The organism is Pseudomonas sp. NA-150, from assembly GCF_044336365.1.
Classification (GTDB): Bacteria; Pseudomonadota; Gammaproteobacteria; order Pseudomonadales; family Pseudomonadaceae; genus Aquipseudomonas.
Genome location: NZ_CP172305.1, coordinates 4,773,130 through 4,797,895, shown reverse-complemented (window position 1 = coordinate 4,797,895; position 24,766 = coordinate 4,773,130). Strand labels below are relative to the sequence as shown.

At 59.5% G+C, this 24,766-nt stretch carries 26 protein-coding genes; all 26 read left to right on the top strand.

Annotated elements, in window-relative coordinates; translation table 11 throughout:
* Positions 1–16: 16 nt before the first annotated feature.
* Positions 17–370, top strand: a complete 354-nt coding sequence (locus tag ACF0H7_RS22660; protein WP_397449090.1) for a flagellar protein FlaG — start codon at positions 17–19, stop codon at positions 368–370.
* Positions 371–454: 84 nt separating this feature from the next.
* Complete coding sequence (gene fliD / locus ACF0H7_RS22655) at positions 455–1,882, top strand: flagellar filament capping protein FliD (protein ID WP_397449089.1); 1,428 nt, start codon at positions 455–457, stop codon at positions 1,880–1,882.
* A 129-nt stretch (positions 1,883–2,011) separates the two neighbouring features.
* Entirely contained in the window at positions 2,012–2,392 is a 381-nt protein-coding gene (fliS, locus tag ACF0H7_RS22650; protein WP_397449088.1) for a flagellar export chaperone FliS, read from the top strand.
* A 26-nt stretch (positions 2,393–2,418) separates the two neighbouring features.
* The gene (locus tag ACF0H7_RS22645) at positions 2,419–2,715 is read left to right on the top strand and encodes a flagellar protein FliT (protein ID WP_397449087.1); all 297 of its coding nucleotides are present in this window, start codon (positions 2,419–2,421) and stop codon (positions 2,713–2,715) included.
* A gap of 169 nt (positions 2,716–2,884) precedes the next feature.
* The gene (gene fleQ / locus ACF0H7_RS22640; protein ID WP_397449086.1) at positions 2,885–4,360 is read left to right on the top strand and encodes a transcriptional regulator FleQ; all 1,476 of its coding nucleotides are present in this window, start codon (positions 2,885–2,887) and stop codon (positions 4,358–4,360) included.
* A gap of 121 nt (positions 4,361–4,481) precedes the next feature.
* A complete protein-coding gene (locus tag ACF0H7_RS22635; RefSeq protein ID WP_397449085.1) occupies positions 4,482–5,714 on the top strand; it encodes a sensor histidine kinase in 1,233 nt (410 codons plus the stop codon).
* Positions 5,714–7,135, top strand: a complete 1,422-nt coding sequence (locus ACF0H7_RS22630) for a sigma-54-dependent transcriptional regulator (RefSeq protein ID WP_397449084.1) — start codon at positions 5,714–5,716, stop codon at positions 7,133–7,135. Before ACF0H7_RS22635 ends, ACF0H7_RS22630 begins: the two co-directional genes overlap by 1 nt.
* A 354-nt stretch (positions 7,136–7,489) precedes the next feature.
* Complete coding sequence (fliE, locus tag ACF0H7_RS22625; RefSeq protein ID WP_397449083.1) at positions 7,490–7,819, top strand: flagellar hook-basal body complex protein FliE; 330 nt, start codon at positions 7,490–7,492, stop codon at positions 7,817–7,819.
* A 14-nt stretch (positions 7,820–7,833) separates the two neighbouring features.
* A complete protein-coding gene (fliF, locus tag ACF0H7_RS22620) occupies positions 7,834–9,618 on the top strand; it encodes a flagellar basal-body MS-ring/collar protein FliF (protein WP_397449082.1) in 1,785 nt (594 codons plus the stop codon).
* Positions 9,611–10,630 carry a flagellar motor switch protein FliG gene (fliG, locus tag ACF0H7_RS22615; RefSeq protein ID WP_397449081.1) on the top strand — a complete coding sequence of 340 codons (1,020 nt, stop codon included), beginning with the start codon at positions 9,611–9,613 and terminating at the stop codon, positions 10,628–10,630. The genes fliF and fliG overlap by 8 nt, the downstream gene beginning before the upstream one ends.
* A 10-nt stretch (positions 10,631–10,640) precedes the next feature.
* Positions 10,641–11,480, top strand: coding sequence for a flagellar assembly protein FliH (gene fliH, locus ACF0H7_RS22610; protein ID WP_397449080.1), 840 nt, complete (start codon positions 10,641–10,643; stop codon positions 11,478–11,480).
* Positions 11,470–12,831 (top strand): flagellar protein export ATPase FliI, encoded by a 1,362-nt coding sequence (fliI, locus tag ACF0H7_RS22605; RefSeq protein WP_397449079.1) that lies wholly within the window; start codon positions 11,470–11,472, stop codon positions 12,829–12,831. Before fliH ends, fliI begins: the two co-directional genes overlap by 11 nt.
* Positions 12,832–12,837: 6 nt before the next feature.
* Positions 12,838–13,287, top strand: a complete 450-nt coding sequence (fliJ, locus tag ACF0H7_RS22600; RefSeq protein ID WP_397449078.1) for a flagellar export protein FliJ — start codon at positions 12,838–12,840, stop codon at positions 13,285–13,287.
* A 214-nt stretch (positions 13,288–13,501) separates the two neighbouring features.
* Positions 13,502–13,807, top strand: a complete 306-nt coding sequence (locus tag ACF0H7_RS22595) for an STAS domain-containing protein (RefSeq protein ID WP_397449077.1) — start codon at positions 13,502–13,504, stop codon at positions 13,805–13,807.
* A gap of 12 nt (positions 13,808–13,819) precedes the next feature.
* Entirely contained in the window at positions 13,820–15,517 is a 1,698-nt protein-coding gene (locus ACF0H7_RS22590) for a SpoIIE family protein phosphatase (protein WP_397449076.1), read from the top strand.
* Between the two features lie 81 nt (positions 15,518–15,598).
* Positions 15,599–15,907, top strand: a complete 309-nt coding sequence (locus tag ACF0H7_RS22585) for an Hpt domain-containing protein (RefSeq protein ID WP_397453987.1) — start codon at positions 15,599–15,601, stop codon at positions 15,905–15,907.
* 71 nt (positions 15,908–15,978) lie between these two features.
* Complete coding sequence (locus ACF0H7_RS22580; protein WP_397449075.1) at positions 15,979–17,424, top strand: flagellar hook-length control protein FliK; 1,446 nt, start codon at positions 15,979–15,981, stop codon at positions 17,422–17,424.
* Positions 17,425–17,639: 215 nt separating this feature from the next.
* Positions 17,640–18,134: a flagellar basal body-associated protein FliL gene (gene fliL, locus ACF0H7_RS22575; protein ID WP_397449074.1), complete on the top strand. Its 495-nt coding sequence runs from the start codon at positions 17,640–17,642 to the stop codon at positions 18,132–18,134.
* Positions 18,135–18,143: 9 nt separating this feature from the next.
* Entirely contained in the window at positions 18,144–19,112 is a 969-nt protein-coding gene (gene fliM, locus ACF0H7_RS22570; protein WP_397449073.1) for a flagellar motor switch protein FliM, read from the top strand.
* 60 nt (positions 19,113–19,172) lie between these two features.
* Complete coding sequence (gene fliN / locus ACF0H7_RS22565; protein ID WP_397449072.1) at positions 19,173–19,637, top strand: flagellar motor switch protein FliN; 465 nt, start codon at positions 19,173–19,175, stop codon at positions 19,635–19,637.
* On the top strand, positions 19,638–20,099 hold the full coding sequence (gene fliO / locus ACF0H7_RS22560) for a flagellar biosynthetic protein FliO (protein WP_397449071.1): 462 nt from the start codon (positions 19,638–19,640) through the stop codon (positions 20,097–20,099).
* Positions 20,099–20,857, top strand: coding sequence for a flagellar type III secretion system pore protein FliP (fliP, locus tag ACF0H7_RS22555; protein ID WP_397449070.1), 759 nt, complete (start codon positions 20,099–20,101; stop codon positions 20,855–20,857). Before fliO ends, fliP begins: the two co-directional genes overlap by 1 nt.
* A 19-nt stretch (positions 20,858–20,876) precedes the next feature.
* Positions 20,877–21,146 (top strand): flagellar biosynthesis protein FliQ, encoded by a 270-nt coding sequence (gene fliQ, locus ACF0H7_RS22550; RefSeq protein ID WP_397449069.1) that lies wholly within the window; start codon positions 20,877–20,879, stop codon positions 21,144–21,146.
* Positions 21,147–21,150: 4 nt separating this feature from the next.
* Positions 21,151–21,936 (top strand): flagellar biosynthetic protein FliR, encoded by a 786-nt coding sequence (fliR, locus tag ACF0H7_RS22545; protein WP_397449068.1) that lies wholly within the window; start codon positions 21,151–21,153, stop codon positions 21,934–21,936.
* A 1-nt stretch (position 21,937) separates the two neighbouring features.
* Positions 21,938–23,077 (top strand): flagellar biosynthesis protein FlhB, encoded by a 1,140-nt coding sequence (gene flhB, locus ACF0H7_RS22540; RefSeq protein WP_397449067.1) that lies wholly within the window; start codon positions 21,938–21,940, stop codon positions 23,075–23,077.
* Positions 23,078–23,225: 148 nt separating this feature from the next.
* Positions 23,226–24,485 carry an IS256 family transposase gene (locus ACF0H7_RS22535; RefSeq protein ID WP_397449066.1) on the top strand — a complete coding sequence of 420 codons (1,260 nt, stop codon included), beginning with the start codon at positions 23,226–23,228 and terminating at the stop codon, positions 24,483–24,485.
* Positions 24,486–24,766 lie beyond the last annotated feature (281 nt).

Here is a 24,766-nt window from a genome sequence, read left to right as displayed (position 1 = left end):
TTAAGAGGTGATGGACATGGATATGAGCGTCAAGCTGAACTTGTCTTACCCAGCCCCGGCACCGGTAAGTACAACTATTACCGATAAACCGGCTGCGGTGCCTCCGGTCAGTCCCGTTACGGCTTCGTCCGGGAGCAAGGATGCGGATGCTGACAAATTGAAAAACGCCGTGCAGGAAATCGAGAAGTTCGTCCAGTCGGTCAAGCGCAACCTGGAATTCTCGATAGATGAAACCTCCGGCAAAGTGGTCGTGAAAGTCATCGCCAGCGCCACGGGTGAAGTCGTGCGGCAAATTCCTTCCGAGGAAGCCTTGAAACTGGCGGACAGTTTGAGCAGCGCGGGTAGCGTGTTGTTTGATGGAAAAGCCTGACACTTGGCATGATTCGTGTTGCCAGGTTCCTTTGGCTGAAGTGTGGGTCAAAAGACTGTCGTAAAAAACTGAAAGGAGATACACATGGCAAGTCCAATTACCACGAGTACAGGTCTCGGCTCTGGCCTTGATATCGGCTCGATTGTAACGGCGTTGGTCGCCTCCGACACCGCGGCGCAGAAAAGCCAGATCACCACGCAAACTGCGGACGTTGCGTCGAAGTTGTCTGGTATTGGTCAATTACAGAGTGCGATGGCGGCTTATCAAGCGGCACTGACCAAGCTGGGCGATCCTCAACAACCACCGCAGTTCCCGGCTTACGGTGCAACGTCGTCCAACGCCACTACGTTGAGCGCAACCACCGATAACACCGCGGTTCCTGGTACGTACAGCATCGTTGTGGGACAGCTGGCGACCGGTTCGAAAATCGCGAGCGCGGCGTTTGCTGGTGGTGCAGCCAGTGCCATTCCGACTGGTACCTTGACCATCAGTCAAAATGGCACTGCTCACAATCTGACAGTTCCGTCTGGCGCTACCCTGCAATCGGTGCGTGACGCGATCAACGCCGACGCCGGGATGAAAACCGCCGGTATCAGCGCCAACATCGTGACCGACGGCAATGGCTCGCGCCTGGTGTTTGGCTCGTCGGTAACGGGCGCCGGATCGGACATGACCGTCAGTGGTATTGCCGGTCTGGCAATCGATGGCACGCAGAAGATGGATGGCACGGCGACCGGTTCCGGTTACATGGGTGCGATCGCCCAGGATGCCAAGTTCACCGTCGATGGCCTGGCGATCACCAGCAAAAGCAACACGGTAACGCCAGTCGGCGGTATGAGCATGACCCTGCTGGCTGGGGCTGGTGCCACGTCAATCGTGACCGTCGCGCAGAACACCGCCGGTCTGCAAACTTCGTTGCAAACCTTTGTCACGGCCTACAACGCCTTGATGACCACCTTGAACACCCTGACCGCACCGGGTGTTGCCGATCCGACCACCGGGGTTGTCTCCGGGGGCGGCGCAATGAACGGCGACTCGTTGCCACGTACCCTGATCGCCTCCTTGCGCACGCAGTTGGTAACGCCGGGGCCGGGCAGTCAGCTGTCGGTTCTGTCGCAGTTGGGCATCAAGACTCAACAGACCGACGGTACATTGAGTTTCGACGCTACCTCGTTCTCGTCCGCAATGACCAAAAACGCGCAATTGGGCAGTCAGGTTCAAGACATGTTCACCGGCACCAACAGCACCAATGGTTTGTTGGCACGCATGGGTGCAGTACTGACGCCTTACACCCAAACGGGCGGGATTCTGGCGACCCGGAGTTCCAGTCTGAACCAGCAGCAAAGCGACCTGAGCAATCAACAGGCCGACTTGACGCAACGCACCTCCGACTTGACGGCGCAGCTGACCGCCAAGTACAACGCCATGGACCTGGTGGTAGGGCAGCTGAAAGCGACAGCGAGCAGCATCACCTCGTTCTTCGCTTCGTTGAACGCTCAAAAAAGCGGCTGACCGATAGCTGAACGCCAAAAGCCCGGCTGCATTTCATTGCGTGCCGGGTTTTTGGCTTTTTGCTCTAAAGTTTTTGACCCCGGCGTCGATACCCTTTATACGAACTCTTCAGTTGTCATGAGGTAGAACATGAACCCGATGTTAGCGCTACGGCAGTATCAGAAGGTAGGCGCACAAGCCCAGACCTCTGAAGCCAGCCCGCACCGTTTGGTACAAATGCTGATGGAAGGCGGTCTGGATCGCATTGCTCAGGCCAAAGGCGCCATGGAACGTAAGGATATTCCCAACAAGGGCGTGTCGATCAGCAAAGCCATTGGCATCATTGGCGGCCTGCGCGAAGGTCTGGACATGGAGAAGCAGGGCGAGAGCCTGGCCCGTGTCGACAACCTGTACGTGTACATGATGAAGCGTCTGGCCGAAGCGAATATTCAGAATGACCCGAAAGTCCTCGACGAAGTCGCGGATTTGTTGCGCACGGTCAAGGAAGGATGGGATGCCGTCGCCGTTTAATTGCCTGCCGTTTTGAGGAGAGCACCATGAGTCTTGTACTGCGGCGTATCGAAGAAACCCGTGAAGCGTTGGTAGATGCACTGGCCGAGCGCAACTGGGAAGCCATCGGTCAGCTGGACCTGGCGTGTCGTGCCTGCGTGGACGATGTGATCAAGGAGGCTCCCCTCGACGAAACAGCGGTTCGCAGCAATCTGGAAGAGCTGCTGGGTGTCTATCGGCAGTTATTGGCAGTGGCTACGGGCGAGCGTCAGGCAATAGTCGATGAGATGACGCAGATCCAGCATGCCAAAAACGCGGCAAAGGTTTACCATCTGTTCGGTTAAAAGCTGGGTAGATCGAAAAGTGGTGCGCCATAAATTTGACTGTGTACGGTTTTTTGACTTAACTAGTGATGTTTACTATTTTCTGGCGTCGAAATAGCCGTACTGGCTGTAGATGCCAAGCTTGCCCCCCATTCATGGGCATTGAGTTGACTAGGGAAGTTGCTATTGCATGTGGCGTGAAATCAAGATTCTGCTGATCGATGACGATAGCCAGCGCCGCCGCGACATGGCGGTCATTCTAAATTTTCTTGGCGAAGAAAATTTATCCTGCTCAAGCCAGGACTGGCAGCAGGTGGTCACTTCTCTGGCGTCCACCCGAGAAGTGCTGTGCGTGCTGATTGGCACGGTCAGCGCCCCCGCGAGTCTTCAGGGGCTACTAAAGACCATCGCTGCATGGGATGAGTTCCTTCCGGTGATGCTGATGGGTGAAAATTCTCCCGCCGAGCTTCCTGACGACTTGCGCCGCCGTGTGCTGTCCACCCTCGAAATGCCGCCGAGCTACAGCAAGTTGCTCGACTCCCTGCACCGTGCCCAGGTCTATCGTGAAATGTACGATCAGGCCCGTGAGCGTGGTCGTCATCGCGAGCCGAACCTGTTCCGCAGCCTGGTAGGTACCAGTCGCGCGATTCAGCATGTGCGGCAGATGATGCAGCAGGTGGCCGACACTGACGCCAGCGTGCTGATTCTTGGCGAGTCCGGTACCGGCAAGGAAGTGGTCGCGCGCAACCTGCACTATCACTCCAAGCGTCGTGACGCGCCGTTCGTGCCAGTCAACTGCGGGGCCATTCCTGCCGAGTTGCTGGAAAGCGAGCTGTTCGGCCACGAGAAAGGCGCGTTCACCGGGGCGATCACCAGCCGGGCCGGGCGCTTCGAGCTGGCCAACGGCGGTACGCTGTTCCTCGACGAAATCGGCGACATGCCGCTGCCGATGCAGGTCAAGCTGCTGCGCGTGCTGCAAGAGCGCACCTTCGAGCGTGTCGGCAGCAACAAGACCCAAAGTGTGGACGTGCGGATCATCGCCGCGACACACAAAAACCTGGAAAGCATGATCGAGGTCGGCACTTTCCGTGAAGACCTGTACTACCGACTCAACGTATTCCCAATTGAAATGGCGCCGCTGCGTGAGCGTGTCGAAGACATTCCGTTGCTGATGAATGAACTGATCTCGCGCATGGAGCACGAGAAGCGCGGTTCGATTCGTTTCAACTCGGCGGCGATCATGTCGCTCTGCCGTCACGCCTGGCCGGGCAACGTCCGTGAGCTGGCGAACCTGGTCGAGCGCATGGCGATCATGCACCCCTATGGGGTGATCGGCGTGGCCGAACTGCCGAAGAAATTCCGCTACGTCGATGATGAAGACGAGCAGCTGGTCGACAGCCTGCGCAGTGATCTGGAAGAGCGTGTGGCAATCAACGGCGGTACGCCGGATTTCACTGCTAGCGCACTGTTGCCACCGGAAGGTCTGGACCTCAAGGACTACCTGGGCGGCCTCGAACAGGGTTTGATTCAACAGGCGCTGGACGACGCAAACGGTATCGTGGCTCGCGCCGCGGAACGCCTGCGGATTCGTCGCACCACGCTGGTGGAAAAGATGCGCAAATACGGCATGAGCCGTCGTGAAGGCGATGAACAGGCGGATGATTGACGCCTGGCTTTCAGCCCAAACACTAAACCCCTGAATCTTCAGGGGTTTTTTTTAGGCACGGGTATTGCTATGTCTCTCGCAACATACCGTTTAATGACGGTTCGCCATGCGAGAGATCACTATGTCCCAAGCTGCCCAGATGTCTTCTGCTCTTCCCGTCGAAGCGCAGCTGTCCCCCGAAGAAGCCAGTCGGGTAGGGCTTGAGCAGGCATTCTCGCTGTTCAATCAAATGTCGAACCAGTTGAGCGATTCCTACAGCTTGCTTGAGGCGCGCGTCACGGAGCTCAAGGGCGAGCTGGCAGTGGTCAGTGCCCAGCGCATGCAGGAACTGGCGGAAAAGGAGCTGTTGGCCAACCGTCTGCAAAACCTGCTGTCGCTGCTGCCCGGCGGCGTCATCGTCATTGACGGCCATGGTGTAGTGGGTGAAGCCAATCCGGCGGCCGTCGACCTGTTGGGTGAGCCTCTGGTGGGCATGCTGTGGCGGCACGTCATCACCCGCAGCTTTGCACCGCGTGAAGATGACGGCCATGAAGTGTCGCTCAAAGACGGTCGACGCCTGTCGATCGCCACCCGTTCGCTGGATGCTGAGCCGGGGCAGTTGGTGTTGTTGACCGACCTGACTGAAACCCGTCACCTGCAAGACCAATTGGCGCGTCATGAACGCTTGTCGTCGCTGGGGCGGATGGTGGCTTCGCTGGCGCATCAGATTCGCACGCCACTGTCTGCTGCCTTGATCTATGCCAGTCATTTGACCGAGCAGGAGCTGCCGCTGGCGACTCAGCAGCGTTTCGCCGGGCGTCTGAAAGAGCGTTTGCATGAGCTGGAGCATCAGGTGCGCGACATGCTGGTGTTCGCTCGTGGCGAGTTACCGCTGACGGATCGCCTGGCGCCGGAGTTGTTGTTCGAGGCCTTGAAGTCGGCGGCGCTCACTCATGTACAAGACATGCCGGTGCGTTGGCTGTGCAACGGTGTTGACGGTGAGTTGCTGTGCAACCGCGACACGCTGGTCGGTGCACTGCTCAACCTGATCGAGAACTCGGTACAGGCCAGTGCCGGCAAGGCACGGCTGAAGATTCATGTGTACAGCCGTGATAACAATTTGCGGGTGTGCATCAGTGACAGTGGAAGCGGGATCGACGCCGCAACGCTGGCGCGCATTGGCGAACCCTTCTTTACCACCAAGGCGACGGGCACGGGTCTTGGCCTGGCGGTGGTCAGCGCGGTGACCCGTGCGCATCAGGGTCAGTTGCAGTTTCGCTCGCGTCCTGGTCGGGGCACCTGCGCGATCGTCACCTTGCCGTTGGTGCCTGCCAGCAGTCACGGCGCCAGCCTCACTCATCAGAGTAACCACTGATGGCGATCAAGGTGTTGTTGGTCGAGGATGATCCCTCATTGCGCGAAGCGCTGGGTGAAACCCTGTCTTTGGCCGGCTACGAATATCGCGCGGTCGGTTCTGCCGAAGAAGCGCTGGAAGCGGCGGCGGAAGAAACCTTCGGGCTGGTGGTCAGCGACGTCAACATGCCAGGCATGGATGGCCACCAGTTGCTCAGTGCCTTGCGCAGCCGTCATATGCATTTGCCAGTGTTGCTGATGACAGCCCACGGTGCTGTCGAGCGGGCGGTGGATGCCATGCGCCAAGGCGCGGCGGATTATCTGGTCAAGCCCTTCGAACCGAAGGTGTTGATGGAGCTGGTGGCGCGTCATGCGCTGGGGCGTCCGGGGCCGACCGAGAGTGAAGGCCCGGTAGCCGTCGAGCCGGCCAGTGCGCAATTGCTGGACCTCGCCACGCGGGTGGCGCGCAGTGACTCCACGGTGTTGATTTCCGGTGAGTCGGGCACGGGCAAAGAGGTGTTGGCGCGTTTCATCCACCAGCAATCGACCCGCGCCGGCAAACCGTTCATTGCCATCAACTGCGCGGCGATCCCTGACAACATGCTCGAAGCGACCTTGTTCGGTCATGAGAAGGGTTCGTTCACCGGCGCTATCGCTGCACAGGCCGGCAAGTTCGAACAGGCCGATGGTGGCACTATTCTGCTCGACGAAATTTCGGAAATGCCCTTGGGTCTGCAAGCGAAATTGCTGCGGGTGTTGCAAGAGCGGGAAGTCGAACGCGTCGGCGGACGCAAGCCGATCACCCTGGATATCCGGGTACTGGCCACTACCAACCGTGACCTGGCTGGCGAAGTGGCGGCGGGGCGCTTCCGCGAAGATTTGTATTATCGGTTGTCGGTGTTTCCGCTGGCCTGGCGTCCATTGCGTGAGCGCACTGCCGACATTCTGCCGCTGGCCGAGCGTTTGCTGGTCAAACACGTCAATAAAATGAAGCACGCCGCCGTTCGTTTGTCGCCGGACGCTCAGCAATGCCTGATCAGCTATCCATGGCCGGGCAATGTGCGCGAACTGGACAACGCGATTCAGCGTGCGCTGATCCTGCAGCAGGGCGGCGTGATTCAGGCGCAGGATTTCTGTCTGGCGGGGCCGGTCTCTACGTCGCCACTGCCGGCGCTTGGCGTGCCGACCCAGCCGCACCTCATCACTTCGTCGCGCCCGGCGCCTGCCGACGCGGTGATCAGTGATGGCGAGTCTGGCGGCGCACTGGGCGATGACCTGCGTAGACGTGAGTTTCAGATGATCATCGATACCCTGCGTGCCGAGCGTGGCCGGCGCAAGGAAGCGGCCGAGCGTCTGGGTATCAGCCCACGTACATTGCGCTACAAACTGGCGCAGATGCGTGATGCGGGTATGGATGTCGAGGCGTATTTGTTCGCTACGTGATTTTTTCGACACATAAGATCCAAACCATCTGTTGGAGCCAAACAGGACCTGCGTCCGGCCTGCTGGGAACGGGGCGATAGGTGTGTTCCGTCAGTGGGATCTTGAAGATCAAAAACTCCGCAAAAATCGCGCGTTGCCCACATCCTGTAGGCGCTGTCGAAGGCTGCGATCAACCGGGAACCGGTCGCCGCGATTCAATGCCCATCGCTTGCCTGCAAAGGCGAAATGGCGAATGCCATCTACTTCAATCTAAAAGCAGGCTAAGTGCCACTATATGACTGGCACTCTTGTTGCTAATACATATGTAACCGCTTACGAGTGTCAAAAATCTGCGGCCCCTATGAGAGAGATGTCATGAGCCAAGGTGTTGAATTTAATCGCTTGATGTTGGACATGCGCTCGATGCAGATGGACGCCATGTCCATGCCGAAAGTCGCGGGCACTCCTGAAGTGGCCAGCACCAGCAGTTTCGCGGACATGCTGGGCCAGGCGGTCAACAAAGTTAACGACACCCAGCAGGCATCAGGCCAGTTGGCGAACGCATTCGAAGTCGGCAAAAGCGGCGTGGACCTCACCGACGTGATGATTTCGTCGCAGAAAGCCAGCGTGTCATTCCAGGCATTGACCCAGGTTCGCAACAAACTGGTTCAGGCTTACCAAGACATCATGCAGATGCCGGTTTAAGGACGATTTGAGTCATGGCTGAAGCAGTCGCCGATAACGTACCGGCCAAGACGGGTGCCGCTCCGGGCAAGCCGCCTTTGTTTGGTTTGTCCTTCCTGGAAAACCTTTCCGAAATGACCATGCTGCGCCAGGTCGGCCTGATGGTCGGTCTCGCGGCGAGCGTGGCGATTGGCTTTGCCGTGGTGCTCTGGTCCCAACAGCCAGACTACAAGCCGCTGTACCCGAGCCTTGCCGGTATGGATGCCAAACAGGTGATGGATACCCTGGCGTCGGCGGACATTCCCTACACCGTCGAGCCTAGCTCCGGTGCCTTGCTGGTCAAGTCCGACGATTTGCAGCGTGCTCGTATCAAACTGGCCGGCGCCGGCGTTGCGCCAGGCGACGGCAATGTCGGTTTCGAAATTCTCGACAAGGATCAGGGCCTGGGGACCAGCCAGTTCATGGAAGCCACGCGCTATCGTCGTGGTCTTGAAGGTGAACTGGCGCGGACCATTTCCAGCCTGAACAACGTCAAGGGCGCACGTGTGCACCTGGCGATTCCGAAAAGCTCGGTGTTCGTGCGCGACGAACGCAAGCCCAGTGCTTCGGTGCTGATTGAGTTGTACGCGGGTCGTTCGCTGGAGCCGGGTCAGGTCAACGCGATTGTCAATCTGGTGGCGACTGCCGTTCCGGAGCTGAGCAAGTCGCAAGTGACCGTGGTCGACCAGAAGGGCGCCTTGCTCACTGATCAGTCTGAAAATTCTGAATTGACCATGGCCGGCAAGCAGTTCGATTACACCCGCCGCATGGAAGGCATGCTCACCCAGCGCGTGCAAAGCATCCTGCAGCCGATCCTGGGCAATGATCGCTACAAGGCTGAAGTCACTGCCGACGTCGATTTCAGTGCCGTTGAATCCACCGCGGAAAACTTCAACCCGGACCAGCCGGCTCTGCGCAGCGAACAATCGGTCAACGAACAACGCTCTTCCAGCTCCGGTCCGTCGGGTGTTCCCGGCGCATTGAGCAACCAGCCGCCAGGTCCGGCCTCTGCGCCGCAGAAAACCGGTGCGGCCACTGCTGGCGCTGCCGAGGCGATTCAGCCAGGTCAGCCGCTGCTGGACGCAAACGGTCAGCAGATCATGGACCCGGCCACCGGCCAGCCAATGCTCGCACCGTACCCGGCGGACAAACGTCAGCAGTCGACCAAGAACTTTGAGCTGGACCGTTCCATCAGCCACACCAAACAACAGCAAGGCCGTGTGAATCGCCTGTCGGTTGCGGTGGTGGTGGATGATCGTGCCAAGGTCGACGCCAAGACAGGTGAAGTCAGCCACACGCCGTGGAGTGCCGACGAATTGACGCGCTTCACCCGTCTGGTGCAGGACGCCGTCGGCTTCAACGCCAGTCGTGGCGACAGCGTCAGCGTGATCAACGTGCCGTTCTCGGCGGATCGCGGCGAAGTGATTCCGGATATTGCGTTCTACTCCCAGCCGTGGTTCTGGGACATCGTCAAGCAAGTGCTGGGTGTGTTGTTCATCCTGCTGCTGGTGTTCGGCGTGCTGCGTCCGGTGCTCAACAACATCACCAATGGCAAGAGCCGCGCAGGTGGAGCCGACGGCGATGTCGAGCTCGGTGGCATGGTGGGTCTGGACGGCGAGTTGGCCAACGATCGAGTCAGTCTAGGTGGTCCGCAAAGCATTCTGTTGCCTAGCCCGTCCGAGGGTTATGACGCACAGCTGAATGCGATCAAAAGTCTGGTGGCTGAAGACCCGGGTCGTGTGGCCCAGGTCGTAAAAGAGTGGATTAACGCAGATGAGTGACAATCGGGCTCTTGCCACCAAAATGACCAAGGTCGAAAAGGCCGCCATCCTCCTGCTGTCCCTCGGTGAAACCGACGCAGCGCAGGTGCTGCGGCACATGGGCCCTAAAGAAGTTCAGCGCGTCGGCGTGGCCATGGCGCAGATGCGCAATGTGCACCGCGAAGAAGTCGAACAGGTGATGAGCGAGTTCGTCGAGATCGTCGGCGACCAGACCAGCCTGGGCGTCGGCTCCGATGGCTACATTCGCAAAATGCTGACCCAGGCACTGGGCGAAGACAAGGCCAACGGCCTGATCGACCGGATTCTGCTGGGTGGCAACACCAGCGGTCTCGACAGCCTGAAATGGATGGAGCCGCGCGCCGTCGCCGATGTGATCCGCTTCGAGCACCCGCAGATCCAGGCGATCGTGGTGGCGTATCTCGACCCGGACCAGGCTGGCGAAGTGCTGGGGCATTTCGACCACAAGGTGCGCCTGGACATCATCCTGCGCGTCTCCTCGCTGAACACCGTGCAACCGGCCGCGTTGAAAGAACTGAACCTGATTCTGGAGAAGCAGTTCTCAGGCAACTCCAACACCGCGCGCACCACCCTCGGTGGTATCAAGCGTGCCGCCGATATCATGAACTTCCTCGACAGCTCGGTCGAAGGCCAGTTGATGGACTCGATCCGCGAAGTCGATGGCGATTTGTCGACGCAGATCGAAGACCTGATGTTCGTCTTCAACAACCTGGCCGATGTCGACGACCGTGGTATCCAGGCCCTGTTGCGCGAAGTGTCCTCCGATGTGCTGGTATTGGCGCTCAAGGGCTCCGACGAAGCGATCAAGGAAAAGATCTTCAAGAACATGTCCAAGCGTGCTGCCGAATTGCTCCGCGACGATCTCGAGGCCAAAGGCCCGGTACGTGTCAGCGATGTGGAAACCGCGCAGAAAGAAATCCTCACTATTGCTCGCCGTATGGCCGAAGCCGGAGAAATCGTTCTCGGTGGCAAGGGCGGCGAAGAGATGATCTGAGGATCCAGTCATGTACAGCTCCAACAAAGAGCCGCCGAGCGAGCTGATTCGCGCCAAGGACGTTGGCGGCTTCGATGTCTGGTCATTGCCCAGCTTCGACCCGCGTCAGGAACTGCCGCCCGAACCGGAGCCGGAATCGGTGGAAGAGCCGGCCGAGATGGAAGAGGTGCCACTGGACGAGGTCCAGCCGCTGACCCTCGAAGAACTGGAGAGCATTCGTCAGGAGGCCTACAACGAAGGTTTCTCCACGGGCGAAAAAGAGGGCTTTCACAGCACTCAGCTCAAGGTTCGGCAAGAGGCGGAAGTGGCGCTGGCTGCCCGGCTCGGTAGCCTTGAGCAACTGATGGTCAACCTGTTCGACCCTATCGCCGAGCAAGACTCGCAGATTGAAAAGTCACTGGTCGAGCTGGTGGGGCACATTACGCGCCAGGTCATCCAGCGCGAGCTGAGTGTTGATTCAACCCTCATCGGTAGAGTCCTGCGCGATGCCCTGAAGCTGCTGCCCATGGGCGCGCAGAACGTCCGCATTTTCATTAATCCTCAGGATTTTGCCCAGGTCAAAGCCCTGCGCGAGCGTCATGAGGAGGACTGGCGCATTGTCGAAGATGACGCGTTGCAGCCCGGTGGCTGCCGAGTCGAAACCGAGCACAGCCGCATCGACGCGACCATCGAAACCCGCATCTCCCAGGCACTGGCGAAGATGTTCGACCAGTTGCACGACCAGGCCCTGCATCCGGCGCCGGCTGACGTGAGTGTCGATCTCGACCTCGCACCAAGTCTCGGCAAAGTCGTGCCGGTCGCTGCTGTTGCCGCCATCACGCCTGACGCAGAAGACCTCGATGCGCCTTGATCGCACCAGCTTCGGCAAGCGCCTGAGTTCCTACGCCGAAGCCGTTGAGCTGCCTGCGCAGCCGGTGGTGGAAGGACGGCTGTTGCGCATGGTCGGTCTGACCCTGGAGGCCGAGGGTCTGCGCGCCGCCATGGGCAGCCGCTGTGTGGTGATCAACGATCACGGCCACCATCCAGTGCAGGTCGAAGCGGAAGTCATGGGCTTTTCCGGGAGCAAGGTATTCCTGATGCCCGTCGGCAGCGTGGCCGGCATAGCCCCGGGTGCGCGCGTGGTGCCGCTGGCTGACGCCGGGCGCTTGCCGATGGGCATGAGCATGCTCGGGCGGGTGCTCGATGGTGCGGGCCGCGCGCTCGACGGCAAGGGCGGGATGAAAGCCGAAGACTGGGTGCCCCTCGACGGGCCGACCATCAACCCGCTCAAACGCGACCCGATCAGCCAACCGCTGGACGTGGGCATTCGCAGCATCAACGGGTTGTTGACGGTCGGTCGCGGTCAGCGGCTGGGCCTGTTCGCCGGTACCGGCGTCGGTAAGAGTGTGCTGCTGGGGATGATGACCCGCTTCACCGAAGCCGACATCATCGTCGTCGGCCTGATCGGCGAACGGGGCCGTGAGGTGAAGGAGTTCATCGAGCACATTCTCGGTGAGGAAGGCCTCAAGCGTTCGGTGGTGGTGGCGTCGCCTGCGGACGACGCGCCGCTGATGCGCATGCGCGCAGCCATGTACTGCACGCGTATCGCCGAATACTTCCGCGACAAGGGCAAGAATGTCCTGTTGCTCATGGACTCGTTGACCCGTTTTGCCCAGGCCCAGCGGGAAATCGCCCTGGCCATCGGCGAACCACCTGCCACCAAAGGTTATCCGCCGTCGGTGTTCGCCAAGCTGCCGAAGCTGGTGGAGCGTGCCGGCAATGCCGAGGCCGGTGGTGGCTCGATCACTGCGTTCTATACCGTGCTTTCCGAAGGCGATGACCAGCAGGACCCGATTGCGGACGCCGCGCGAGGCGTGCTCGACGGCCACATCGTGTTGTCCCGGCGCCTGGCGGAAGAAGGGCACTACCCGGCCATCGATATCGAAGCGTCCATCAGCCGGGTCATGCCGTCGGTGGTCACGCCTGAGCACATGGTCCAGGCACAGCATTTCAAACAGCTGTGGTCGCGTTACCAGCAGAGTCGCGATTTGATCAGTGTCGGCGCCTACGTGGCGGGCGGTGATCGCGAAACCGACATGGCGATTTCCTTGCAGCCATCGCTGGTGCGCTATCTGCGCCAGGGGCTCAACGACAACGAAAGTCTGCAAGCCAGCGGCGCGCAACTGACGTCGGTGTTCAACCCCGTCGCACCAGGCGGCTGATAGACCATGGCTCAGACACGCGCGGGCCGGCTCGCACCGGTGGTGGAAATGGCCGAAACCGCCGAGCGCGCAGCCGCTCAACGCCTCGGGCATTTTCAGGGGCAGGTGCGTCTGGCGGAAACCAAGCTCGCTGACCTTGAGCGCTTCCGCAACGATTACCAGATGCAATGGATCGAGAAGGGCGCCCATGGCGTTTCCGGGCAATGGCTGATGAACTACCAGAGCTTTCTCAATCAGCTGGAAACGGCAGTCAACCAGCAGCGGCAAAGTCTGACCTGGCACCAGGGCAACCTGAACAAGGCCCGTGGCGCCTGGCAGCAGTGCTATGCGCGGGTCGAAGGCCTGCGCAAACTGGTGCAGCGCTATATTGACGAGGCGCGGCAACTGGAAGACAAGCGCGAGCAGAAGTTGCTGGATGAACTGTCCCAACGTTTGCCGCGGCATGATTATTTCTGAAGCGCCGCACATTCCTGTAGGCGCTGCCACAGACTGCGAAAAGGTCCGCAGGACCTTCGGCGCGCCAGAAACCGATCGCAGCCTTCCGCAGCTCCTACAAAAGAGGCATAAAGCGCTGTCGAACCTGTCCAACTTATACCGGGTTTGCCGCCGCGCCCGTAGAATGCTAAACCTTGTTGCACTGTGATTGGCGTTAACCCAAGGAACCTCGCTTATGTCCGTAACATCCGAGCTGTCCCATGATGGGCAAGAGTTGACCATTTCCATCAAGGGGCGCTTTGACTTCGCTGCGCATCAGGATTTCCGCAGTGCCTACGAAGGCGCGGCCGGCACCCCTCAACGTTTTGTGGTTGATCTCAAGGGCACCAGCTACCTGGACAGTTCTGCGTTGGGCATGCTGTTGCTGCTGCGCGATCACGCGGGCGGCGAGAACGCGCACATCCGGCTGATCAACTGCAACAGCGACGTCCACACCATCCTCACCATCTCGAATTTTTCAAAACTGTTTCAGATCGGCTGACCGGTGACGGCCATGCCCGAAAGTCTGTGTGTGTTGATTGCTGACGACAACGCCAGCGATCGTTTGCTGCTGGCCACCATTGTCCGGCGTCAGGGCCATCGCGTGCTCAGCGCCAGCAATGGCGAGGAGGCGGTGGCGTTGTTTGCCCTGGAGCGTCCGCAGTTGGTGTTGATGGACGCCTTGATGCCAGTCATGGATGGATTCGAGGCCGCGCGTCGGATCAAGCAGATGGCCGGCGAATCCCTGGTGCCGATCATTTTCCTGACCTCGCTCAGCGAAAGCGAAGCGCTGGTTCGCTGCCTTGAAGCGGGTGGTGATGACTTCCTCGCCAAACCCTATAACCAGGTGATTCTTGCGGCGAAAATCAATGCCATGGATCGCCTGCGACGCCTGCAGGAAACCGTCCTCCAGCAACGCGACCAGATTGCCCGGCACCACGGCTACCTGCTCAATGAGCAGCGGGTGGCCAAGGCGGTCTTCGACCAGGTGGCGCATTCCGGTTGTTTGAGCGCGCCGAATATTCGTTACCTGCAATCACCCTATGCGTTATTCAACGGCGATCTGCTGCTCGCGGCGTATACGCCATCGGGCAACATGCATGTGTTGCTGGGCGACTTTACCGGTCATGGGTTGCCGGCCGCAGTGGGCGCGATGCCACTGGCGGAAGTGTTCTACGGCATGACCGGCAAGGGTTACGGACTGGCGCAAACCCTGCGCGAAATGAACGCCAAGCTCAAGCGCATCCTGCCGGTGGATATGTTTTGTTGTGCGACGCTGTTGAACGTCAATTTCAACCTGCGGCAGGTCGAAGTGTGGAACGGTGGTTTGCCTGACGGTTACCTGCATCATGTCGCCAGTGGCGAGCGCACGCCGCTGGTATCGCGTCACTTGCCGCTGGGTGTGCTCGATCCGGATCGTTTCGACGACAAGACCGAAATGCACCCGCTGGCCCAGGGTGACCGGATCTTTCTGCTGTCGGATGGGGTGCTCGATACCAGCGACGAGGAAGATCGACTGTTCGGCGTCGATCGCCTGCATGCGGTGTTTGCCGCCAACCGACAGCCCGATGCGCTGATCGATGAAATCCAGCTCGCGTTGAACGCGTTTCGTGGCCAGGCCCGGGATGACGTGAGCATGGTGGAGGTGACCCTGGTCGAGCCGGCGCAGCTTGGCGGGGCAGCGGTAACCTTCTCCGACAGTGGTAAATCCAGCCCGTTGGACTGGTCATCGACCTTCGAATATCGCGCCGGCACGCTCAAGCGCTTCAATCCATTGCCTTATCTGTTGCAATTGCTGCTCGAAGTGCACGGCCTGCGCAGCCAGAGTGGGGCGCTGTACAGCGTGCTCGCCGAACTGTATACCAACGCACTGGAGCATGGCGTGCTGGGCCTCGATTCAAGCCTCAAGCGTGATGCGCCAGGTTTTGCGCAGTACTATAGGGAGCGTAGTGCGCGCCTGGCGGCGCTGGAAACCGGTTATGTTCGCCTGCATTTGCAGATCATCCCCAGCCGCGAGGGCGGTCGTTTGACCATCCGGGTCGAAGACAGCGGTGCCGGCTTTGACGTCGGGCGGGTGTTGGAGTCGCCGAAGGCCGGTCACGAACTGTCTGGCCGAGGCCTGGAGCTGGTGCGCAGGTTGAGCCATAGCTGCCAATGGTCCGACGGTGGCCGCACGGCGTCCGTGGAATTTTCCTGGGGGGCTCAGGCATAATCCCGCGATTCTTGATCAAGGAGCGAGCAAGTGTCAGTAACTCATGTGGACTACGAAGTGTTGAGTGCCCTGCAGGATGTCATGGAGGGCGAATACCCGGTGTTGCTCGATACCTTTCTCAACGACTCCGAACAACGTGTGCAGCAGTTGCAGCACGCGCTGGCCGAGCAGGCGGCAGGCTTGCCAGCGTTGGGGCTGGCCGCCCATAGCTTCAAGGGCAGCAGCGGCAATCTGGGGGCGGTGCACCTCGCGGAGTTGTGTCGACAACTGGAAGAGCGTGCCCAGCAAAATCTATTGGCCGGCGCTGCCGAGCTGGTGCGGAAAATCGAAATCGAGTTTGTCACGGTTCGTCGCTTGTTCAGCGCTGAGCGCCAACGTTTCTGCGAATAAATGCCGGTTGTTTTGAAGCTGGCCCGCCCTTTGCTATAGGTCTTCGTACTTGTGCCCGTACGGAGTCTGACATGTCCCTTGCCACCAACCCGCTTCTGCAGCCTACCCCGGCCGCCAAGTCGCAGCCAGTTGCCGCCAGTAATGCGGTAAAACCAGCTGAGACCGGCAAGGACAGCACTTCCAGCTTCAGTCAGGTGTTTGCCAAACAGGTCGATCCCAAGCCAGCGGTGAGCGTCGAGCCCCGCACGAAAGCCCCTAAAAACAGCGCTGACGTCGCCAGCAACAAGCCCAAGGCCGATTCAAAGTCTGCCGCCGACAAGACGACGGTTGCCGATAACGGCAAATCCTTGCCTGCCAACAAAGCTGACAAGACCGGGAAAAAGACCGTTGCCGACGGCAGCGACAAGAAGGACGATGACAAGAACGCGGCTGCGGACGACAAGGCGACGACGCCGGTCGTCGCGGATGCAGCGCCGGTCGACCCGACGCTCGCCCCGGCGCTCGATCCGTCGTTGACCCAAGTCCAGCCGACTCAGCCGGCAACCGACCCGACGCCGCCAGTAGCGACGGTGCCGCTGCCGCCGGTTGATGTGCCGCCGACGGTTCTGGCGGCCGTGACGCCTCCACCGGTAGCGACTCCGGTATCCGATAACAAAGCGTTCGATCCGGCGTCCGACGATCCACTGGCAGGTTTGTCCGCGGTGCAAGTCGCGCTTGAACAGAATGGCAAGAGCGGCAAGTCCGACGCTCCGGCTCAGGCATCGACCTCGACCTCGACCACCACCAGTAAAGCATCGGCCGCGACCGCCGCCGGGCCTGCGCAGGCGGCTGTCAATAACCTGCCAGTTGCGCTCGACCCGCAGACCACCGACAGCAGCAATGCCGGCGCTGGCGATAAAGCCTTCAAAAACCTGATCGACGATGGCCTGAAGGATTCCACGGTCGCAGCGTCCGACACCAAGGTCGACGACTTCGCCAGCCGCATCGCAGCGCTCAGCCAGGCAGTGCAACCCAAGGCGCCCGTAGCGCCGGCGGTTTCGCCATTGGCGCAGCCGCTGGCCATGCACCAAAGCGGCTGGAGCGAAGGCGTGGTGGACCGGGTCATGTACCTGTCCAGCCAAAACCTCAAGTCCGCCGACATCCAGTTGGAACCGGCTGAGCTGGGACGCCTGGACATTCGCGTCAACATGGCGCCGGACCAGCAGACTCAGGTGACCTTCATGAGCTCGCATCCCGCGGTGCGTGAAGCGCTGGAAGGGCAGATGAACAAGCTGCGTGACTCCTTTACGCAGCAAGGTCTGGGTCAGGTTGATGTCAACGTGTCTGACCAGTCGCGCGGCTGGAACGGCCAGGGGCAGAACCAGCAACAGGCCAATCAGAGCCAGCGCAGCGGTGGGGGCTCGGGCGTGGGTTCCGGTTCAGGTGATGGTCTCGATGACCATGCGATCGCCGACGTGGCGCCGGTCTCTCAGCCGATGCACATCATCGGCACCAGCCAGGTCGATTACTACGCTTGACGCTTTCCTTGTAGGAGCGGGCTTGCCCGCGATCAGCTTGATGCGGTGGGTCCGCCATGACGCTATCGCGGGCAAGCCCGCTCCTACAGGGTTTGAATGCCAGGCATGGCATTTAGCTATTCCCCCTTCCGAAAATTTCTCCCACATCTGGCATAACACTTGCTCTTGCTCTGTCACGCATTGATGAACTCCCCGAATAGTGACGGATTATTGGCATGGCGAAGAGTGACGCAGTAAAAGACCCCGCCGGGAAAGGCAAACTCAAGCTGATTCTATTAATGGTGTTGGGCCTGTTGCTGGCGGTGGGTATCTCGGTGGGCGCCACCTGGTTCTTCCTGCACAAAGCGCAAAGCAAGCCCGAGGATGCGGCGGTCGCCAGCAACGTCAAGGCACCGGCCATTTTCGAGCCGATGGCACCGGCATTCGTCGTCAACTTCAACCAGAACGGCCGCCAGCGCTACATGCAGGTCAGCATAACCATGCTGGGTCGCAATCAGGCGGATCTGGATGCGCTGAAAGTTCACATGCCGGTTATCCGCAACAACCTGGTTATGCTCTTCTCCGGACAGACTTTCGACTCGTTGGCCACGCCAATCGGTCAGGAAATGCTGCGCCAGAAAGCATTCGCCAGCGTGCAGGAAGTGGCACAGAAAGAGGTCGGCAAAGTGGTAGTCGAACAATTGCTTTTCACTAATTTCGTATTGCAGTAGGACTTCGACATGGCCGTGCAAGACCTGCTGTCCCAGGATGAAATCGACGCGCTCTTGCACGGCGTCGATGATGGTCTGGTGCAGACCGAAAGCGCCTCCGAACCCGGCAGCGTCAAAAGTTATGACCTGACCAGTCAGGATCGCATCGTCCGTGGACGGATGCCGACCCTGGAAATGATCAACGAGCGTTTCGCCCGTTACACCCGCATCAGCATGTTCAACATGCTGCGTCGCTCCGCCGACGTGGCCGTTGGCGGCGTGCAGGTGATGAAGTTCGGCGAGTACGTGCATTCGCTGTACGTGCCGACCAGTCTCAACCTGGTGAAGATCAAACCGCTGCGCGGCACCGCGTTGTTCATCCTCGACGCCAAACTGGTGTTCAAGCTGGTGGATAACTTTTTCGGTGGCGACGGCCGTCACGCCAAGATCGAAGGCCGCGAATTCACGCCGACCGAGTTGCGTGTGGTGCGCATGGTGCTGGAACAGGCCTTCGTCGACTTGAAAGAAGCCTGGCAGGCGATCATGCAAGTGAGCTTCGAGTACATTAACTCGGAAGTGAACCCGGCCATGGCCAACATCGTCGGCCCGAGCGAAGCGGTGGTGGTGTCTACCTTCCACATCGAACTCGATGGCGGTGGCGGCGATCTGCACGTGACCATGCCGTACTCGATGATCGAACCCGTGCGCGAGATGCTCGACGCCGGCTTCCAGTCGGATCTGGACGACCAGGACGAACGTTGGGTCAACGCCCTGCGCGAAGACGTTCTGGACGTCGCGGTGCCCTTGAGTGCTGTGGTCGCCCGTCGTCAATTGAAACTGCGCGACATTTTGCACATGCAGCCGGGTGATGTGATCCCGGTCGAGCTGCCTGAATCGATGGTCATGCGCGCCAACGGCGTGCCGTCGTTCAAGGTCAAGCTCGGTTCGCATAAGGGGCTGCTGGCCCTGCAAGTGATTGAACCGATCGAACGCCGCTGACCTCAGGGTCAACGGACAATTTTGTGTTAGTTAACGAATCAAAGCTCGCCGAGGACAACGATGGCTGATGAAAACGAAATAACGTCTGCTGAAGATCAGGCATTGGCTGATGAATGGGCGGCTGCACTGGGTGAATCCGGTGAGGGCGGTCAAGACGATATCGACGCCTTGCTGGCGGCGGATACCGGCCATTCGGCGTCGAGCCGCTTGCCGATGGAAGAATTCGGCAGCGTGCCGAAGAACAACGCTCCGGTGTCGCTCGATGGCCCGAACCTGGATGTGATCCTCGACATTCCAGTGTCGATCTCCATGGAAGTGGGCAGCACCGACATCAACATTCGCAACTTGCTGCAACTGAACCAGGGCTCGGTGATCGAGCTGGATCGTCTGGCCGGCGAGCCGCTGGACGTGCTGGTCAACGGCACCCTGATTGCCCACGGCGAAGTGGTGGTGGTCAACGAAAAGTTCGGCATCCGCCTGACTGACGTGATCAGCCCGAGCGAACGCATCAAGAAGTTGCGCTGAGTGAACAAGCTAGTCGGTGTGATCCTGGCTTTGCCCCTGAGCCTGTTGGCTGCGGGGGTGATGGCCGCCGAGCCGCTGGCTCAGGCCAGCGCGGTGCCGGTCACAGGCGCACTGAACGCCGGTGTCACGGCCCAGTTGACCCAGTTGGTACTCGGTTTGCTGCTGGTGATCGGCCTGATCTTCGGTCTGGCCTGGTTGCTGCGGCGGGTGCAGAGTGCAGGGCCACGAAACGGCCAGGTCATCGAGCTGATCGGTTCGCGTGCCTTGGGCGCGCGTGACCGGCTGCTGCTGGTGCAGGTGGGTAGCGAGCAGATTCTGCTCGGGATCACCCCGGGGCGCATCACACCGCTGCATGTGCTCAAAGAGCCGGTGCCAGTCCCGGCCGCCGCGCAATCTGCTACGCCAGAGTTCGCCCAGCGCCTGATGGAGCTGTTGGGCAAGGACCATAAGGATAAGAAGTGATGGGCGCGTGGCGCATTGTAGTGACGCTGTTGCTGGTACTGGCAGCGCCGTTGGCGTTCGCGGCCGATCCGCTGTCGATTCCGGCGATCAGCTTGTCCACCGGGGCTAACGGGCAGCAGGAATATTCGGTCAGCCTGCAAATCCTGCTGATCATGACGGCGCTGAGTTTCATCCCGGCGTTTGTCATGCTGATGACCAGTTTTACCCGGATCATCATCGTTTTCTCTATTCTGCGTCAGGCCCTTGGCCTGCAGCAGACGCCGTCGAACCAGATTCTTACCGGCATGGCGTTGTTCCTGACCCTGTTCATCATGGCGCCGGTGTTCGACAAGGTGAATCACGATGCCTTGCAGCCCTACCTCGCGGAAAAAATGACCGCGCAGGATGCGGTGATCAAGGCTGAAGGGCCGATCAAGGACTTCATGCTGGCGCAAACCCGCCAGAGCGACCTGGAGCTGTTCATGCGCCTGTCCAAGCGCACCGACATCGCCAGCCCGGATCAGGCACCGCTGACCATCGTGGTCCCGGCGTTTGTCACTTCCGAGCTGAAGACTGCGTTTCAGATTGGCTTCATGATCTTCATCCCGTTCCTGATCATCGACCTGGTGGTGGCCAGCGTGCTGATGGCCATGGGTATGATGATGCTCTCGCCGCTGATCATTTCGCTGCCGTTCAAGATCATGTTGTTTGTGCTGGTGGATGGCTGGGCCTTGATTATCGGCACGCTGGCCAGCAGTTTCGGTGGGGTATCGCCATGACCCACGGGGAGCGCGCGCAATGACGCCAGAAGTTGCGGTTGACCTGTTTCGCGAAGCCTTGTGGCTGACCACCATGATGGTCACCGTGCTGGTGGTGCCGAGCCTGATCGTCGGCCTGTTGGTGGCGATGTTCCAGGCCGCGACCCAGATCAACGAACAAACCTTGAGCTTCCTGCCGCGCCTGCTGGTGATGCTGATCACCTTGATCGTTGCCGGCCCTTGGCTGGTACGGGTGTTCATGGAATACATCCAGTCGCTGTACGGCAGCATTCCGACGGTGATCGGTTAGCCCGATGCCCACCGTCCTTGCTTTGACCGACGCACAGATCAGCACTTGGGTGGCGAGTTTCATGCTGCCGCTGTTTCGCGTGGCGGCGGTGCTGATGACCATGCCGATCTTCGGCACCACGCTGGTCTCGACGCGCATCCGTTTGTATTTCTCCCTGGCGATTACCGTGGTCATTGCGCCCAGCCTGCCGCCGATGCCGGAAGTGCATGCGCTGGACCTCAGTGCGCTCCTGCTGATCGCTGAGCAGATCATCATCGGCGCCATGCTCGGCTTGTCGCTGCAGCTGTTTTTCCAGTCCTTCGTGGTCGCCGGGCAAATCCTCTCGATCCAGATGGGCATGGGCTTCGCGTCCATGGTCGACCCTACCAACGGCGTTTCGGTGGCGGTGATCGGGCAGTTCTTCACCATGCTGGTGACGCTCCTGTTCCTCGCCATGAACGGGCATTTGGTGGTGTTCGAGGTGCTGGTGGAAAGCTTCACCACATTGCCGGTAGGCAGCGGGATTGACCCCGGACAGTTGTGGGAAGTGGTCGGGCGAGTCGGTTGGCTGCTGGGCGCCGGGCTGTTGCTGGTCCTGCCGGCGATTACCGCTTTGTTGGTAGTCAGCGTGGCCTTCGGGGTCATGACTCGGGCGGCGCCGCAGCTCAACATGTTTTCCATCGGCATTCCGCTGACCCTGGTGCTGGGCATGGTGATCATGTGGATCACCCTCGGCGACATTCTCAATCAGTTCCAGCCGCTGGCGGTCAACGCCTTGCAGCTGTTGCGCAGTCTGGTGAAGGCGCCCTGATATGGCCGAGAACGAGAATGGTCAGGACAAAACAGAAGACCCCACGGACAAACGGGTCAGGGAGTCTCGCGAAAAAGGCGAGACAGCCCGCTCCAAGGAACTCAACACGCTGGTTGTGACGATGGCCGGGGCTGGCGCGCTGCTGGTCTTCGGCGGACAGATGGCACAGATGATGATGGACCTGATGCGTGTCAACTTTTCGCTGTCGCGGGAAGTGATCATGGATCAGAACTACATGGGCGTGTATTTCCTCAATGCCGGCAAGGCCGCGCTGGTGGCGGTTCAGCCGTTGATGCTGGTGATGGTACTGGCGGCGGTGATCGGCCCGATTTCGCTGGGTGGCTGGCTGTTTTCTGCGGGGACCATGGCGCCCAAATTCAGTCGAATGAACCCGGCAGCCGGGCTCAAGCGCATGGTCTCCACTCATGCGCTGGTTGAATTGCTGAAGTCGATTGCGAAGTTTTGCATCACGCTGATGGTGGCCTTGTTCGTGTTGTCCAAGGACAAGAACGACCTGATCGCCATTGCCCATGAGCCTCTGGAACTGGCGATTATCCACAGCATTCAGGTGGTGGGCTGGAGTGCGTTGTGGATGGCGTGCGGTTTGATCATCATCGCCGCGGTGGATGTGCCGTATCAGCTTTATGAGTCGCACAAAAAGCTGATGATGACCAAGCAGGAAGTCCGCGACGAGCACAAGGACAACGACGGTCGTCCCGAGGTCAAGCAACGGATTCGTCAGTTGCAGCGCGAGATGTCGCAGCGGCGCATGCTGTCGTCGATTCCCAAGGCCGATGTCATCATCACCAACCCGACCCACTTTGCCGTGGCGCTGCAATACGATCCGGAGCAGGGCGGGGCGCCGATGTTGCTGGCCAAGGGGACAGACTTCCTGGCGTTGAAAATCCGCGAGATCGGGGTTGAGCACAATATTCTGCTACTGGAGTCGCCGGCGCTGGCGCGTTCCATCTATTACTCGACGGAGTTGGATCAGGAAATCCCGGCGGGGCTGTACCTGGCTGTGGCGCAGGTGTTGGCTTATGTTTATCAGATTCGTCAGTACCATGCGGGTCGGGGTAAGCGTCCGGATCCGTTGAGTGAGGACCTGCCGATTCCGAGTGACCTGAAGCGTGATTCTTAAATATCCGTTGATTACTGGGGCGGGTGCGTACATATCCGTTGTCGGTGTTTAGCTGGTGTTACGGTTACGCTCTTACAGCGTGTCACTTTTTCAAAGAGACTGTCAGAAATTTTGTGTTCGGGCATAACATGTCACCAGAGGTGCATTTATGCCGACCAAAAAGAAGTCCGCCAGTGCAACACCGAGGGAATTGCCCTCGATACCCAAAGAGCTGATTGATCAGTTCGTCCAAGGCCCGATGAGCGCCGCAGCCATTCAGGACGCCTCTATGGCGTTCAAAAAGGCGCTGATCGAGCGTGCGCTAGGCGCCGAACTGGGTCACCACCTTGGCTATCCTCAGGGCGCGGAGCGCCCTGAGGATTCAACCAACCAGCGCAATGGTAAAAGCGGTAAAACGGTACTGACCGATGACGGGCCACTTCGCCTGGATATCCCCAGAGACCGCGATGGCAGCTTCGCGCCGATCCTCATTCCCAAGCATGAGCGCCGATTTACAGGCTTTGATGACAAGATCATTGCCATGTACGCCCGAGGGATGACGGTGCGTGAGATACGCGCTTTCCTGTCCGAGCAGTATGGAACCGATGTGTCGCATGACTTCATCAGTTCAGTGACCGATGCTGTGCTGGAAGAGGTTGGCGCTTGGCAGCAACGCCCTTTAGAGCCTATGTACCCAGTCATCTTTTTTGATGCGCTGCGGGTCAAAATTCGCGACGAAGGCTTGGTGCGTAACAAGGCGGTGTACTTGGCACTGGGCGTGTTACCCGATGGCACACGAGATATTTTGGGCATCTGGATCGAAAGCACCGAGGGTGCCAAGTTCTGGATGAAGGTGTTCAACGACCTGAAGACTCGTGGTGTTGAAGATGTGCTGATCGCCGTCACAGACGGCCTTAAAGGGATACCAGAGGCCCTAGGGGCGGTGTTTCCTGCTACCACACTGCAAACCTGCATCGTGCATCTGATCCGCAACAGCCTGGACTATGCGGCTTGGGATAAACGTCGAGCACTGGCCAAGGCGCTCAAGCCGATTTATCAAGCCATTAACGCCGATATCGCTGAGCAGGAACTGAACGCCTTTGAGGCGGGGCCTTGGGGCAAGCAGTATCCGACTGTAGTTGCTGCTTGGCGTAGAGCCTGGGATCGAGTCATCCCGTTTTTTGTCTTCCCGGCAGGCATCCGAAAGGTGGTCTACACAACCAACGCCATCGAAAGCATCAACGCTCAGCTACGAAAGATCATCAAGACCCGAGGGCACTTCCCCACTGACGATGCAGCGACGAAGCTGATATGGCTGGGATTACGCAACATCACCGCTAACTGGGGTAACGCAGCGCATGATTGGAAGGTGGCGATGAATCAATTTGCGATTCTCTATGGAGATCGATTTACCAGGCCGAGCTGGTAAAACAAAGGCCTGCCTGACGGCAGGCCACAACCAGCCCGAACACAAAAAATCTGACACTCCCTTTTCAAACGCCGGTGTGCCGGCCCAGCAAAAACTAACCAAAACGCTCGCGCCATCATACGGCCCCTCGCTTAGGCTCGGGGTACCTTCACTCCGGCGCTGTTTCGGGGGCACGCGAAGACCCGCCATCCCTGGCGGGGGTCGTGGCTCGCTCGGCATCCATGCCTCGCGTCCCCTGGAATACCGCCTGCGTTCAGCCTCCTGAAAACGGGGCCTCTCCC